Raw genomic sequence first — 15,902 nt, forward strand, 5'->3', positions numbered from 1 at the left:
CTTTCTCCCGCATTCTCTCGCACCCTATAGTCGGGTTCGAGGATGCAGAAAGGGCTCCTCTTCGCAAAAGGCTGTCGAAGGCCTCCAGCCTTCTCTAGCCTTTTACTCCAGAGGTCCCTTTCTCCCGCATTCTCTCGCACCCTATAGTCGGGTTCGAGGATGCAGAAAGGGCTCCTCTTCGCAAAAGGCTGTCGGAGGCCTCCAGCCTTCTCTAGCCTTTTACTCCAGAGGTCCCTTTCTCCCGCATCCTCTCGCACCCTATAGTCGGGTTCGGTCGCGCAGAAGTGGCTCCTCTTCACAAAGATTCTTCGAAGGCTTGCAGCCTTCTATGGCTCTTTGCTCCAGAGGTCCACTTCTAGCCGTGCTCCCTCACACCCTAAGTGGTTATGAGATAGGCTAGGATGGCAAGTAGAGTGGCGCTGGCTCCGATAGTAGCTTCGTAGCGGATGAGGGTCATTCGTTGGCGGAAGTTCAGATGGACACTACCGGCTGTCGCATGGAAGAAAGAACCGTGGGGGAGAGAGTCCAAGACGGTAGCCCCAGCATGGAGCATAGCACCGGCTGGCAGAGGAGAAACTTGAGCGGCAATCAGACTAGGAGCAAAGCTTTGGCTGGCGATGCTGGCCCCTGCCGTGGTTGAGGCTGTAGCGGCTCCCATGAAGAGACCAGATAAGGGGGCGAGGAGAAAGGCTGGCAATTGGAGGTATTGGAGGAGCTGACTGAGATCGCTTTGGAGCTGGGAAGCGGTGATAATGCCAGCGACGGTCCCAGTCCCAATCAAGAGCAAGCAAACGTCTTTGACTTGGTCCAGACCAAATTGACAGTAGCTGATAAGCTGTTGACCTTGTCGGCAGGCCAATAAAGTGACCAGTCCACCTAGGGGCAGGGCAAGGATCGGATCAATGCTGAAACCGGCCAAGGGGCGCAGGGCCAATAAAACCACCACTGTGAGGGGGCCGAGGAGGGCAGCCAGTAAGGTCGGACTTTGGTCGCTATTAGGGTTTTCAGAGGTCTGTCCTACCTGTTTAGCGGTGGCTTCTGGCTTAGAAGCTTGCTCAGTGGGAAGACTTGACTTTTCGCGCTTGCGGTTGAGGCTTTGAGCTAAGAGGAGGGTTACTAGGCCAGCTACTAGGGCAGGAATGAGATTTTGTAGGATGAGCCGGCTAAGGTCCACATCGAAGCTAGCCGCAACAGCCAAGGTGTTAGGGTTGGGGGAGATGAGGTTTCCGGCCTTGCCCCCGCCGATCATGGCGAGGAGGGTGGCTTCTCTGCTGATCTGGCTCTGCTGGCAGATGGCTAAGGCAATGGGGGCGACAGTAATCACAGTGATGTCAATGAAAACGCCGATGCTACAAATTAAGAGGCTAGCGAGGATTAGGGCAGCTAGCGCACGTTTTTGCCCGAGGCCTTTGACAATAGCCTGAGCAATGCGATGGGCAGAGCCGGTCTGAACGAGACAGCCCACCAGGACACCCGAGGCTAGGATACGGAGGATGGCGCTCATCATGGAGGAAGCACCATCGACCATTGTTGTTATAGCCTGGCTCAGACTAGCACCCCCTAAGAGGGCACCAACTAAGGCACCGACCATGAGGGCATAGGGGGCAGGGAGTTTTTTGAGGATGAGCAAGAGAGCGATAAGGAGGGCAGCTAAGGCGCCAAAACTAGAAATAAACATGGTATAGGCCTCCAATCTAGGGCTTAGGACTCGAAATATAATGTAAGGGCTTTTATAATTAGGATACCATAGACTGACTATAGGAGGTAATGATATGAAAATTATTCTCGCACCTGATTCCTTTAAGGAGGCCTTAACAGCCCAAGAAGTCTGTCAGGCGATGGCAGCTGGAATTCATCGCGCCTGCCCAGAAGCAAAAATCCAGGCCCTCCCCATGGCGGATGGGGGTGAAGGAACGGTTCAGGCTCTCTTAGCGGCCCGCGGAGGGAGCTTGGAGAGGTCCTGGGTAACTGGCCCCCAAGCTAGGCAAAAAGTCCAGGCAGCATGGGGGCGTCTGGCGGACGGGGAGACAGCTGTAATTGAAATGGCAGCCGCTTCAGGTTTGGAACTGTTAGGGCGAGCTGAACGCAATCCCTGGCACACAACAACTTATGGCACGGGTGAATTGATTCAAGTAGCGCTGGATGCAGGCTGTCGTAAAATTATCTTAGGGATTGGCGGTAGCGCGACCAATGATGCTGGCGTGGGGATGGCCATGGCCCTTGGTGGCCGCTTCCTCGATGACCAGGGGCAGTCGATTGGATGGGGTGGCGGGGCTTTAGCCGATCTTGCTCAGATTGACCTCAGTCAGCTGGATCCCCGGCTCAAGCATACGGAAATTCTGGTCGCTTCCGATGTGACCAATCCCTTAGTGGGGGACCAGGGGGCAGCGGCGATTTTTGGTCCGCAGAAGGGGGCAGACCCTGCCATGGTAGCAGCCCTTGACCGCCATCTGAACCAGCTCGCTGTCTGTGCGATGAGAGACTTGAGCCTCGACTGGGACATGGCCCACTACCCAGGAGGCGGCGCCGCTGGGGGCTTGGGAGCTGGCTTAAAGGCCTTTCTTGGCGCCCAGATCCAGTCCGGTATTGACCTAGTCATTGCCGAAAGCCAGCTCGCCTATCATTGCCAAGATGCCGACTATCTCTTGACGGGCGAAGGCTCCTTAGATGGTCAAAGTGTCTTCGGTAAGACACCCCAGGGCGTGGCTCAGATCGGACGGGCGGCTGGCGTCCCAGTGATTGCCCTAGCTGGCCGAATCGGACCAGGGGCGCAGGCCCTCTACGATGAAGGTGTCCAGGCGCTCTTTGCTATTGGCCGAGAGCCAAGTTCTCTGGAGACTGCCTTAACCGAGACTGGGAGAAATCTTGAAAGAACTTGTGAAAACATTATGCGCTTGCTCACTATGCGCTAGTCAATTTTGGACTGTAAGTCCAATAAGGATTCGAGACTAATGAAAAGAGAAATAAATTCATGAGATAGTGCTGTCAAAATATAGGTGTTCTCTTTATATCGGTTGACAGCGATATAATTTTATTGAAATACAATATTTGTTCTGTTAATAATTTCTCAAAGTAATCAAATGCTGGCACTTCTTTATTATTTTCACATAAATAAGTACAAGTAGCTATAGTAACTGCTTACAATTATGATAATTTGAATTTGTTTTCTCATTCACATTCCCCGTTATGTCTCTATTTTTTATTAGTTATAGCTATGAATAAAATTGAATATTAGTTAAAGCTTGGTATACTAGTATCGAAAACATAAATGTAAGCGCTTTTATAGAAAGGTTGGTCGTCTTATGACAAGTAAAATATTAGAAAATTTTCTTGAAGAGAATTTACAAGATTTAAGGGCAAAGGGACTATACAACGAAATTGATACAGTCCAAGGTCCTAATGGTGCCGAGATTCAGATTAATGGGAAGTCTTTAATTAATATGTCTTCAAATAATTATCTAGGTTTCGCTAATGATGACCGTTTAAAACAAGCAGCTATTGAGGCGACCGAGCAATATGGAGTGGGGGCTGGTGCCGTTCGAACAATTAATGGTACTCAAACTATCCATAATCAATTAGAAAAAAGAATTGCTTCCTTTAAAGGAACTGAAGCAGCGATTGCCTTCCAGTCAGGCTTTAATTGTAATATGGGAGCGATTTCTGCTGTTATGGGTAAGCAAGATGCTATTTTGTCTGATGAATTAAACCATGCATCCATCATTGATGGCTGTCGCTTATCGGGTGCCAAGATCATTCGTGTGAAACACCAAGATATGGAAGACTTACGAGCTAAGGCCAAAGAAGCTGTGGAAAGTGGACAATACGATAAGATTATGTATATTACAGATGGTGTATTCTCTATGGATGGTGATATTGCTAAGTTAGATGAAAGTATAGAGATTGCTGAAGAATTCGATCTAATTACTTATGTCGATGATGCCCATGGTTCAGGCGTGACAGGCGACGGTCATGGGACAGTAAAACACTTTGGCTTGGAAGACCGGATTGATTTTCAAATTGGGACCTTATCTAAAGCTATTGGTGTTGTCGGAGGTTATGTAGCAGGAACTAAGGATCTTATTGATTGGCTTAAGGTCAGGGCACGGCCTTTCCTCTTCTCAACCTCACTCACCCCTTCTGCAGCAAATGCCTGTATCAAAGCTTTTGATATCATGACAGAGTCTAATGAAGCAGTAGAAAAACTTTGGGATAACGGTAATTACCTCAAGCAAGGTTTGAAGGATTTGGGCTTCGATATTGGTCATTCAGAGACTCCTATCACCCCATGTATTATTGGAGAAGAGAAATTAACGCAGAAGTTCTCCTCTGCTTTAATCCAAGAAGGTGTCTATGCCAAATCGATCGTCTTCCCAACTGTTCCACGGGGGACGGGGCGGGTTCGTAACATGCCAACCGCAGCTCATACCAAAGAAGAACTCGATCAAGTATTAAAGATATACGAAAAAGTTGGTAAAGAACTTGGTGTCATTTAGGAGGTTACTATGAAAAAAATACTGATTACAGGTGCCTTGGGTCAAATTGGAACAGCCTTAACGTTAAGGCTACGTGAAGTCTATGGGATAGATAATGTATTAGCAAGTGATATTCGCCGTGATGACCAGTCGCCAGTTTGCCAAGAGGGATATTTTGAAGAACTTGATGTTATGGATCGTGAAGCAATGGGTGCTCTGGTTGAGAAATATGAGATTGATTCTCTGATTCATTTAGCAGCACTGCTATCTGCAGTCGCAGAAGAAAAGCCCAACTTGGCTTGGGAATTAAATATGGGAGGCTTAGTCAATGCCTTAGAAGTGGCCCGTCAATATGACCTACACTTCTTTACTCCTAGCTCCATTGGGTCGTTTGGACCAGAAACACCAAAGGACCAAACGCCCCAGGACACCTTGCAAAGACCAACAACGATGTATGGCGTGACAAAGGTGAGCGGGGAAATTCTCTGTGATTATTATTTCACGAAGTTCGGTGTCGACACACGTGGGGTCCGTTTCCCTGGTTTGATTAGTTATGAGGCTCTGCCAGGTGGGGGAACCACAGACTATGCAGTGGAAATTTTCTATGAAGCCCTTAAGAATAAGTCTTATACTAGCTTTATTGACAAAGGCACCTACATGGACATGATGTACATGCCGGATGCCATTAACTGTATCATTAAATTAATGGAAGCACCTGCTGAGAACTTAGTTCATCGCAATGCCTTTAATGTCAGTGCGATGAGTTTTGAACCAGAGGAAATTGCAGCAGAAATTAGAAAACATATTCCTGACTTCAAGATAGATTATCAGGTCGATCCCGGTCGACAGGGTATTGCTGAAAGTTGGCCCAATGCCTTAGATGTGAGTGCTGCTAAAGAGGAGTGGGGCTTTAGTCCAGACTATGACCTAGCAGCAATGACCAAAGACATGTTGGAAAAATTATCAGTGAAGTAGTCGTCTAGACTGGGAAGTAGTGATGAGGGGATGAGCCTTTGCCCATTCCCTTGATTTATAAAGTTTTATGTAAACGCTTTCTATAAAAGTTGGAGGAAAACTTATGACTGAGCAAAACAAAAAAAGAAAATTAGGACTCGTTCCAAAACTGTTGATTGCTATTGTATTGGGGGTAATTTTCGGTCAACTAAATTTTGTGCCAGAATGGGCCTTACGTGCTTTTGTGACTTTTTCAGCCATCTTCTCAAGTTTTTTAAATTTCATCATTCCTTTTATGATTTTAGGTTTAGTGATTAAAGGCATTGCCGATTTAAGTGAAGGAGCAGGGAAATTATTGGGACTAACGGCTTTAATTTCTTATGGCTCGACGCTTATAGCTGGAAGCTTAGCCTATCTTGTTTCGATTACGATCTTTCCCTATTTTATTACTTCAGATTTAGTACAAAAATTAACAGATGCTGGTGAGGGGCTAACACCTATCTTTGAAATCCCTTTGGAACCATTTTTTGATGTGACTGGTGCTATTATCTTTGCCTTTATGATTGGCTTAGGTATCTCTTGGTTAAAAACTAAAGGACGTGGACAGGTACTTTATGAGGGATTTAGTGACTTTGGCGACATTATCATGCAAGTTTTGGCCAAAGTGATTATTCCGCTACTTCCGCTTTATATCTTTGGAAATTTCGCTAACTTATCCTATTCAGGCTCCGTTTTCACTATCCTTAATGTCTTCTGGAAAGTCTTTATCGTTGTCTTAGTTCTCCATTTATTATATGTGAGTGCTATATTTGTAGTTGCTGGTTTGTATGCAGGAAAAAATCCACTCACCCTTATTAAAAACCAGATACCAGGTTATGTGACAGCTGTCGGGACCCAGTCATCTGCGGCTACAATCCCTGTTAATGTGGAGGCAGCAAAAAACAACGGTGTTTCTGAAGATATCCGAAATTTTGTTGTTCCACTTTGTGCGACGATTCATTTAGCGGGATCAATGATTACAATCACTTGCTGTTCGATGACCCTCTTGTTGATGTATGATATGCCACATCCATTTACTATGATTCTTGGCTTTATCATGATGCTAGGAGTAGCTATGGTCGCAGCGCCAGGTGCACCAGGTGGAGCAATTATGTCAGCCCTGCCCTTCCTACCAATGGTTGGCATTGTTTCAGATACTATGCAACAATTGATGATCTCACTTTATATTACACAAGATAGCTTCGGGACAGCAGCTAACGTATCGGGAGATAATGCGATCGCAGTTATCGTTGATCGCATTCACAGCCAGAAAATAAAGTCCACACCAACTAGCGTAGAGGACTGACAGACTTTTGAGGTTAGTAGTATGACTGCTAGCCTCTTTTTAAATACAAATGTTGTATATTAAAAGCTATAAGCTTATTCAAACAAATTAAAATTTCATCATAGCCTGCTCAGAAACCCAAAACTTTGATATTAGCCTTTTCACAAACTTTTTGTATGGCTATAGGGAATCATTATGAAAGATTTTACCCAAGAAGTGAGAATTAGCAGGAGTTTAAGCTAGGGGAATGAGAAAACGAAGAGAAAAGGGCTCCCTTAATTATTGCTTAACTTTTCACATAGGGGTCTATTAATGGTAATCTGAAGGTGAATCTATGACTAAAAAATGGAGGTTATTCGAATGAAGCTTGCAGCGATTGTAGGGACCAATTCCGACCGGTCCACGAATCGAAAGTTGTTACAGTTTATGGCCAAGCATTTCAGCGACCAAGCTGAGATTGAAGTTCTAGAAATTGCCGACTGTCCTGCCTTTAACGAACCTAAGGATAAGACAGCACCTGCTCCTATCCAAGACTTAGCGGATAAGATTGAGGCAGCAGACGGGGTGATTATTTCAACACCAGAATATGACCACTCGATTACCGCAGCCTTGAAGAGCGTATTAGAATGGTTCTCTTACAGTGTCCAACCCTTAATTGATAAGCCTGTTATGATTACCGGTGCTTCTCTCGGCTCGCTCGGTTCTTCCCGTGCCCAAGCTCACCTGCGCCAAATCCTGGATGCACCAGAAATCCAAGCACGCGTGATGCCTAGTTCAGAATTCTTGCTGGGACGTTCTGGGGATGCTTTTGACAGTGAAGGGAAGCTAGTGTATGAAGACAAAGTGACAGAATTAGAAGATGTCTTCGAAGAATTCCTACACTTTGTGGATATTACCCAGAAGTTAACGAGTGAACAGAAGACACGTCGGGCTAAGAAAGAAAGCTTTTCTTGGAAAGATATTGTAGACTAGGGAGGAGATAAGCAATGAAATTTGTTGGAATTGTCGGGACCAATGCCGAGTTCTCCTATAACCGGATGTTGCTCGAATTCATGGCCGACTACTATGAAGAAGATACGATCGAGGTCTTGGATATCGACCGGGTGCCCATGTTTAATGAGACCAAGGACCAGACCGATGCCGCGCCTATCCAAGAACTCAAAGAGAAGATTGAAGCGGCAGATGGGGTCATTATTGCAACCCCTGAGCATAACCACTCCATTCCTTCAGCCTTGAAGAGTGTGATTGAATGGTTGTCCTATAAGATCCATCCCCTAGATGGCAAGCCTGTTATGATCGTCGGGGCTTCCTACAGCGTGCAAGGGTCTTCGCGTTCGCAATTGCACCTCCGCCAGATCTTAGATGCACCTGGGGTAAATGCGATTGTTATGCCAGGGAATGAATTCTTACTGGGACGGGCTCACGAAGCCTTCGATGAAGACGGAAAATTAAAAGACAAACGCACGGTTCAATTCTTGTCATCCTGCTTCCGTAAGTTCAAACGTTTCACTGAAGTGGCTGAGATCTTAAATCAACCCGAAGAAGTGAGCTTCAAGCCAGGGGACTACCATGTTTCCGCAGTGGGCCATAACGGCGACTTGCCTATGGTGGTGACCTTCTCAGAGGACCGGATTGAAGCCATTGATATCGATACGGAAGGCGAAACAGAAGGGATTGCTGACCTGGTCTTCACTCGTCTACCAGAAGAAATTATCGATGGGCAAACCTTGAATGTGGACGTCGTATCCGGGGCCTCAGTGACCTCTAACGGCGTGGTTGATGGGGTAGCGGATGCGGTTTACCAAGCCGGCTCTGACCCAGAAATCTTGAAAAAACGCCCTAAAGTGAGCGAAAGCATGCAACTTGATCCGATTGAAAAAACAGTGGATGTAGCGGTTATCGGTTCTGGTGGGGCTGGCTTAGCAGCAGCAGTAGCTGCCTTAGACAAGGGAGCCTCTGCCTTAGTTCTTGAGAAATTCCCTGTTATCGGTGGGAATACGGTCCGGACAGGGGGGCAAATTAATGCAGCCGACCCTGAATGGCAACATCAATTCAAGGCGATCCACGGCGAACGTGCTACCCTAGAGAAGATCTATAACACTCCTGAAGAGGAGATTGCAGAAGAATACCGGGAAGATTTCCGCGCTCTCAAAGAAGAACTCGACCAATACTTCAAGGATCTTGATGAAGGTAAGAGCTATCTCTTTGACTCCATTCACCTTCACACGATTCAAACCTATATCGGCGGGAAACGGATGGACCTAGACGGTAATGAAATCCATTCCGATATCGAATTGATCCACTATCTGACGAAGAATGCCCTGCCAACCATTGACTGGCTCAAAGAGAAAGGTGTTTCTTTTGACGAACATATGGTAGCCGAACCTGTTGGCGCACTCTGGCGTCGGGCTCGCGAACCTCAAGCCTCTGAAGGCTTCGGATATATTGATCCATTGACCACTTATATCGAAGAACATGGTGGCGAAATTATGACCGACACCAAGGCTGACCGTTTCATCGTAGAAGACGGTAAGATCGTTGGGATTCAAGCGACAGGCCGCTATGACCAAAAAGTTACGATCCATGTGAATAAGGGGGTTGTCATTGCTACAGGTGGCTTCGGTGCCAATATCGAAATGATTAAGAAGTATGATAACTACTGGGGCAACCTACCAGAAAGCATCCCAACCACCAACTCACCAGCCTTAACGGGTGATGGAATTGAAATGGGGCAAGAAGTCGGCGCAGATGTTGTTGGCATGGGCTTCGTTCAATTAATGCCGTCAGCTGACCCTATCACAGGTAATATCTTCAGCGGGATCGACTGCCCACCATCAGACTTTATCTTCGTGAATAAAGAAGGGAAACGCTTCGTTGACGAATATGCCTCCCGTGACGTTCTAGCTAAGGCGCTCTTTGACCAAGGTGGCGTGATCTATAATATCTCGGATGCTGAGATTGCCAAAACACGTTTCAACTCAACTGATGAACAATTGGCTAATGATGTTAAGAAAGGCGCCTGCTTCAAGGCGGATACCTTAGAAGACCTGGCTAAGCAACTAGACATCGATCCTGAAGTCTTCGTGAAGACGATTGAAGACTACAACTCCTATGTGGACCAAGGCTATGATGAAGAATTCCAAAAAGGTGCCTTCAACCATAAAGTCATTGTGCCACCATTCTATGCTACCCCAAGAAGCCCCGCAACCCACCATACCATGGGCGGGCTTAAGATTGATGCTCAAACGCGCGTCCTCAACACAGAAGGACAAGCCATCCAAGGCCTCTATGCTGCAGGGGAAGTTGCAGGTGGCGTCCACGCCGGTAACCGCCTAGGCGGCAATGCCCTCGCCGACATCTTCGTCTTCGGCAAACTCGCCGGAGAAAACGCAGCAGACTAAAGGGTGTGAGGCTTGGCGGTTAACTTTCATTCACTGGAGCAAGTCGCCAGAGTAGTCTGCAAGACTGCGCCGGAGACTTGTGAAGTGACATGAAAGTTGCCAAGACGAACCCGACTATAAAGGGTGTGAGCAGAGGCGGTCAGAAGCTTACCACTGGAGCACGAACGAAAAAGGGCAAGCTCTGCTTGCACGTTTCGATCGTGTGAAGTGGAGAAGCTTCTGCCTCTGCGAACCCAACTCCACCCAAGAAACCAGCAGGGGCCGGTCTTCAACCGGCTTGCTGGTATTTTCTTAGCACTGATAACATTTCAAACAATAGAAGGAAGATGAATAATGGAAATCGTTGGTATTTTAGGCCTGGCCTTAGCCATAATGGCAATTATTTACCTCTCCTTTAAGGGACTCAATATTGTGGTCGCTGCCCCTCTAGCAGCTATCATCGTAATCGTCTGCAATCAGATGAACTTCTTTGAGGCCTTAACAGGGTCAGAAAATTCCTATATGGCAGGTCTAGCAGGCTTCTTGATTAAGAATTTTGCTATCTTTTTACTGGGGGCCATGCTCGGCCAATACATGGACCGTTCTGGAGCCACCCAGCGGATTGCGGAAGTCCTCTTAGAGAAGATTGGGACGGATAGCCCCTTCCGCGTTCTTATCGCTTTAACAATTATCGGTAGTGTCCTAACTTTCGGTGGGATTTCAATCTTCGTGGTCTTCTTCACGCTGATCCCTCTAGCCCGGCCTATCTTTAAGAAGTTAGATATTAACTGGGAATTGGTCTCTATCCCTCTCTTCCTCGGGGCGGGGACCTATACCATGTCAATGATCCCGGGGACACCTTCTGTTCAGAATGCCATCCCCACAACAGAACTCGGCACGACTCTGACAGCTGCTCCACTCTTAGGGATTGCAGCGACCATTACGATCCTGATATTTGGGCTCTGGTATATGAAACACGAATTAGATAAGAGCATAAAGAAAGGGGAAAACTTCTACAGCTACCTCGATGGTAAGCCAGTTCCAAAAGAAGACCAAGAGGCGGTGACTGACCAAGAGAAGCCAGGCTTTATGGTAAGTATCCTGCCCCTTCTTCTCCTGATTGTCCTTATCCTGGTTTTCAGTAAGGTGCCTAATATTATCTTAATTGCCTTAACAGTAGCCATCCTCTGCTGCGCCTTCCTCTTCCGCAAGTATCTGCCAGACCAAAAGGATGTCCTCAACAAAGGGGCATCTGGGGCAGTCGGTTCCTCCTTTGGGGCCGCTTCAGCGGTTGCTTTTGGGGCTGTCTTGACCAGTGCACCAACTTTTGCGGTGGTCCAAGAGGCCTTGGTCAATATGCCAGGACCTGCCTTAGTGACCCTGGGTGTCATTACGGCCCTCCTATCTGGGGTAATGGCTGCTTCCGGTGCAATCGGTACAGTAGTTTCCCAATTTGCCCAACCTTATTTAGAAATGGGGATTCCAGCAGCTGTAATCCACCGGGTAGTTGTTATCGGTGGGGGCGTGCTGACTGTTGTTCCCCAATCTGGGGCGGTCATTGCCTTCAATAGTATCTCAGGTTTAGATTTCAAGCATGGCTTCAAGCAAGCTTTCATTGTCAGCAACGGGGGCTTCCTCTTGGCCTTAATTGTGACCTTGATTCTAGCTGGTGTGCTCTATTAATAAGCAAAATAGCCTATATCCAAGCAGGGATTTTCTCAGTAACTGGGAGAATCCCTGCTTTTTTAACAGCTATATCTCATAAATGATAGTTTGGTAACAAAGAAAGCCTTTTATTAATAAAATTGTCAAGCCGTCTTTACCTGCTGTTAAAGTGACTTTGCTATAGTAGGATCATGAAAGGGAGTGACAGGATGTCTGCGATAAAACGAGCGCTAGTAAGCGGCTTTTTGGTCCTATTAACAGCTTTGCCCACGGTATTTGCAGAGGAAGTGGAAGACCAAGCGGCTGACCAAGGACGGCCGGAAGATTTTCCAAGCTTAGAAATGGACCGACCCTCTATGGAAGAAGAGGTGGGCTTCGTTCCCCAAGAGGAGGAGAGCCAGGAAGATGACCTGCCTCCCACTCAGGCACCTGAAGCACCCACAGCAGAGCCACCAGCTAGCGAGCCAAGCGACGATTTGGAATTAGCCCAACCGGACAAGGCCCCACTTGTGCCACGGCGGTCAGTGATCTGGTCGCGAGCACTTGATCAGGAAGACCAGGAGGAAGACCCCCTCCCGAGTCCTAAGCAAGCTAAGCTTCCGAAAATAGAAGCCGAAGTAGACCATCCTGAGCTTCCAAAGGTGGGTGCAAGTAGTAAGAAGTTTCAAGTTGGCTTATGGGCCTTGCTTACTGCTTTCGTTTTGTTCTTAGTTAGCTGCCTTGAAGATTATATTTAAGTATTAGTGAGCTGCTCCTAATGTATTTGGGGTGGCTTTTTTTTGTGTCTAATATAAGCTGAGAAGGAGCAAGAAGAGGGCAGATAGGTCAGTAATTGGAGGGGTCAACATTCCATTTTGTGACTTTTTGTTTTATACTTCACAGGTGAAGGAGGCGTAAGCATGACTAAAGACCAATATTTACTAGCAGAGGATGCCTTTATCCGTAAGACCCACCGGCTGCGGGAACTTTTCTTTGAAGCGATTCACCAGGCTGACCAAGACCAGCTCAAAGTCTTGCTCAAGGAGATGCGGCCGCTCTTTTATAATCGCCGTTTAGGTCTCTTAGACCGGGTCCAGGGGTCTTCTTTACGTTCGCTCAAGAATCTCATGCTCTCCCATAATTCTATGATGGCTCTTGAAGCTGAGCGGGCAGGCCTTGACGCTGCCTTGTCTCATCACCTCACCGAGAAATTTGCCATTATCATTGAAAAAGCCAGCGAGGAAGAGGACTTGATCCGCCTCCATGATGAGATGGCCATGGAATATGCTCGCTCTGATCTGCGTCAGATCAAGGGAGGGGAGCTCTCTCCTTTAGTAGAAGCGGCGGTTAACTTTATCGACCGCTACTACAGCCAAGACATTAGCATCCAGGGACTAGCTGAGCACCTATTCACTAGCCGGGAGTATTTAGCGCGGTGCTTTCGAGAGGAGATGGGGCAGTCACCTTCCCACTATCTTCAAGATAAGCGTCTAAATGAAGCCAAGCAGCTCCTCTGCTTCTCTAAACTGTCCATTGCGGAAGTGGCTAGCCTGATTGGTTATAAGAATGGCCAGTACTTTAGCCGGATCTTCAAGCAAAAAGTCGGCTGTTCACCAAGCCACTACCGCAAACAAGGTCACAAAAGTACACAATAAGGTCACAGCATGCAATGTGAATGCTTTCTCAATAATGTTAAACTATCTTTAACAAGAAGATGTAAGCGTTTTATAAAGGAGCATTCAAAATGAATCCAATCATTAAAAAATTAGGCTATAGCGCCGATGAACGCCTGGTCGTGGTCCATGCAGATGATGTGGGGATTACCCAGGCTTCAATCGATGCTTATGAGGACTTAATGGCCCTGGGGACTATCTCTTCAGGATCGGCCATGGTGCCTTGTTCCTGGTTCCCCGAAGTCGTCCAGCGGGCCAGCCAGCATCCGGAATGGGATCTGGGCCTTCATCTAGCCTTCAACGCTGAGTACAGCGGCTATAAGTGGCGGCCTTTGTCGACCTCGGACCCTGCTTCAGGCTTCGTCGATGAACTAGGCTACTTCGTCCAGGACAAGCACAAGGTCCAAGAGACAGCCGAGCCGGCAGCAATTGCGGTAGAGATTGAGGCCCAAGTCCAGCTGGCCCAGGCTATGGGTTTAAGCATTTCCCATGTGGATACCCATACTGGGACTTTGTGGAATAAGAAATACATTCAACCCTACCACGATGTCTATGATGAGCATGGTATCCTGCCAGTCATCTGCCGGCACCGGGAGGACAATCCCATCTTAGAAGAGATGATCGGGCCGGATAATTATCCAGAAGAAGAGCTGAAGACCTGGCAGGCAGAAGGCTTCCCTCTGATGGATGGCATTTCGGGCATGCCGGTGGAACATACTTATGACCCCGATGACCGCTTTAAGTTAGCGCAAAAGATCCTCAAGGCTATTGAACCGGGCCAACTGACCCACTTCGCCTTCCACCCCATGCGGGATACGCCTGAAGCCCGGGCTCTCAACCGCTATGAAGGTGGACGGATTGGCGATTACCTAGTCTTTAGCCGTCCAGAGATGAAACAATTCATGGCAGACGAAGGTATCCGTTTGATTTCATACCGAGAAATTCTAGGAGCTGTGAAAGGAGAGTCTAGTGATGACAACAGTAAATAAGGTCGTAAAAGAAGCAATCAAGCGACCAGTCAACTGGGAGGGCCCGCTGCCAGTGACAGCAGATAGCCACCCCTTCTCGTCCATGGCCTACGCCCGTGAGCCCCTGGACTTGTCAGCATATGGCTATGTCGAAGAAGAGTACTTGCAGGCTGGCCAAGCCAATGTCTACCAAGATTTAGGGCAGGGCCTAGCCCTTAAAGACCAGGGCCTGGACTATTGTACTCGCATCATGGTGCGTAAACCTATCCAGGCTGACCAGTTTTCCGGCCGGGTCTACTTGGATATCTACAATGCCTCTAACGGATACGATATCGAGGACATTTGGCGGCGGAGCTACCAGCATATTTTGGAAAATGGTCATATCTATATTGGCATTAGCTCTAAACCGATCAATGCCTTGTCCTTAAAGAATTTTGACTATGGGCGCTATGAGAAGATTAACTGGGCTAGCCGCCAAGCTGCGCCTCAGCCCGCCACAGTCAACCAGCAGATGTCCATTCCGGGAACCGAAGAAGGGCTGGTCTGGGATATGATCAGTCAATTAGCTTGGAGCATGCGATCGGACCAGGCCCCCTTCCTTGAAGCTTTGGATCTTAAAGAAGTCTATCTCACGGGACAATCTCAATCGGCCATGTATCTGAATACTTACTTGTATTATTTTGAAGATATCCTGAGCCAAGCCTTTGACCAGCCTCTCTTTGATGGCTATCTCAGTGTGGTCGGTTACGGCGTCATGCGAACCTTAGACCAACAAGATGATGAGGAAAGAATGTTTGCTGTCCGTGAGCAGCAATTCAAGCCTAGCCAAGTGCCTGTCCTCTACCTTTCTTCAGAGGGGGATATTAACTTATTCGGTCCCATGAAACCCTCAACAGTTAAGACAGAGACTGTGAATCCTATGAGCCGCCACTATGAATTGGCTGGCTCACCCCATACCGACCCGGCTTCACCCTTGATTCCAGATAATAGTGAAATCGCTAAGACTAAGAATCCACCCAAGATACTGGATGGGGAATATCACTATACCGTCAACGACCTTCAATTAGCCTACTATGTTAACAGCTGCATGGAGTGGCTCCACGATTGGGCTATTGAGGGACAGGAAGCACCTGCCAGTCAAGTCATTGACCGCGATGACCAAGGGCAAGTGCGCCGGGACGAGTATGGCAATGCTGAAGGCGGCTTGAGGAGTCCCTATGTGGATGTTCCGATTGCCCACTATCATGCTAATGCCCAAGCAGATGAGTCTCAGATTGACCAAAATGTGGGCAATGTTAACGGGTCGATGACCTATTTTACAGAAGATGAATTGGCAGACCGCTATCGTGATGAGGACGATTATTTGGAACAATTTAAGCAAAGGCTGAATCAGGCGCTTGAAGCTAAAGAAGTGACAGCAGCTGATGGTGAACGCATGCGTTCCTGGGCCCAAGAGATGGCTCAGAAATTATGGAAGGATGGTTAAA

The 15,902-nt window shown here is 47.5% G+C and carries 12 protein-coding genes; 11 read left to right on the forward strand and 1 reads right to left on the reverse strand.

The window, feature by feature from the left end; genetic code table 11:
- Window positions 1–376: 376 nt before the first annotated feature.
- On the reverse strand, window positions 377–1,678 hold the full coding sequence (locus QP860_RS04650; protein WP_284912262.1) for a GntP family permease: 1,302 nt from the start codon (window positions 1,676–1,678) through the stop codon (window positions 377–379).
- A 94-nt stretch (window positions 1,679–1,772) separates the two neighbouring features.
- On the opposite strand from QP860_RS04650, the gene QP860_RS04655 reads away from it, so the two are divergent.
- The 11 genes from QP860_RS04655 to QP860_RS04705 all read left to right on the forward strand — a co-directional run bounded on the left by QP860_RS04655 (window position 1,773) and on the right by QP860_RS04705 (window position 15,901).
- Window positions 1,773–2,912 (forward strand): glycerate kinase, encoded by a 1,140-nt coding sequence (locus tag QP860_RS04655; RefSeq protein ID WP_284912263.1) that lies wholly within the window; start codon window positions 1,773–1,775, stop codon window positions 2,910–2,912.
- A 390-nt stretch (window positions 2,913–3,302) separates the two neighbouring features.
- On the forward strand, window positions 3,303–4,493 hold the full coding sequence (locus QP860_RS04660) for a glycine C-acetyltransferase (protein WP_070620485.1): 1,191 nt from the start codon (window positions 3,303–3,305) through the stop codon (window positions 4,491–4,493).
- Between the two features lie 9 nt (window positions 4,494–4,502).
- A complete protein-coding gene (locus tag QP860_RS04665; RefSeq protein WP_070620487.1) occupies window positions 4,503–5,447 on the forward strand; it encodes an L-threonine 3-dehydrogenase in 945 nt (314 codons plus the stop codon).
- Window positions 5,448–5,550: 103 nt separating this feature from the next.
- On the forward strand, window positions 5,551–6,771 hold the full coding sequence (locus QP860_RS04670) for a dicarboxylate/amino acid:cation symporter (protein ID WP_070620490.1): 1,221 nt from the start codon (window positions 5,551–5,553) through the stop codon (window positions 6,769–6,771).
- Window positions 6,772–7,110: 339 nt separating this feature from the next.
- On the forward strand, window positions 7,111–7,722 hold the full coding sequence (locus tag QP860_RS04675) for an NADPH-dependent FMN reductase (protein ID WP_070620494.1): 612 nt from the start codon (window positions 7,111–7,113) through the stop codon (window positions 7,720–7,722).
- Between the two features lie 14 nt (window positions 7,723–7,736).
- Window positions 7,737–10,151, forward strand: coding sequence for a flavocytochrome c (locus QP860_RS04680; RefSeq protein WP_070620497.1), 2,415 nt, complete (start codon window positions 7,737–7,739; stop codon window positions 10,149–10,151).
- A gap of 333 nt (window positions 10,152–10,484) precedes the next feature.
- Window positions 10,485–11,813 (forward strand): GntP family permease, encoded by a 1,329-nt coding sequence (locus QP860_RS04685; RefSeq protein WP_070620499.1) that lies wholly within the window; start codon window positions 10,485–10,487, stop codon window positions 11,811–11,813.
- Between the two features lie 191 nt (window positions 11,814–12,004).
- Window positions 12,005–12,532: a hypothetical protein gene (locus QP860_RS04690; RefSeq protein ID WP_070620502.1), complete on the forward strand. Its 528-nt coding sequence runs from the start codon at window positions 12,005–12,007 to the stop codon at window positions 12,530–12,532.
- 162 nt (window positions 12,533–12,694) lie between these two features.
- The gene (locus QP860_RS04695; RefSeq protein ID WP_070620505.1) at window positions 12,695–13,429 is read left to right on the forward strand and encodes a helix-turn-helix transcriptional regulator; all 735 of its coding nucleotides are present in this window, start codon (window positions 12,695–12,697) and stop codon (window positions 13,427–13,429) included.
- Window positions 13,430–13,518: 89 nt separating this feature from the next.
- A complete protein-coding gene (locus QP860_RS04700; protein ID WP_070620509.1) occupies window positions 13,519–14,436 on the forward strand; it encodes a ChbG/HpnK family deacetylase in 918 nt (305 codons plus the stop codon).
- Complete coding sequence (locus QP860_RS04705; RefSeq protein WP_070620511.1) at window positions 14,420–15,901, forward strand: alpha/beta hydrolase domain-containing protein; 1,482 nt, start codon at window positions 14,420–14,422, stop codon at window positions 15,899–15,901. Before QP860_RS04700 ends, QP860_RS04705 begins: the two co-directional genes overlap by 17 nt.
- Window position 15,902 lies beyond the last annotated feature (1 nt).

The organism is Aerococcus sp. UMB1112A (assembly GCF_030230715.1).
Lineage (GTDB): Bacteria > Bacillota > Bacilli > Lactobacillales > Aerococcaceae > Aerococcus.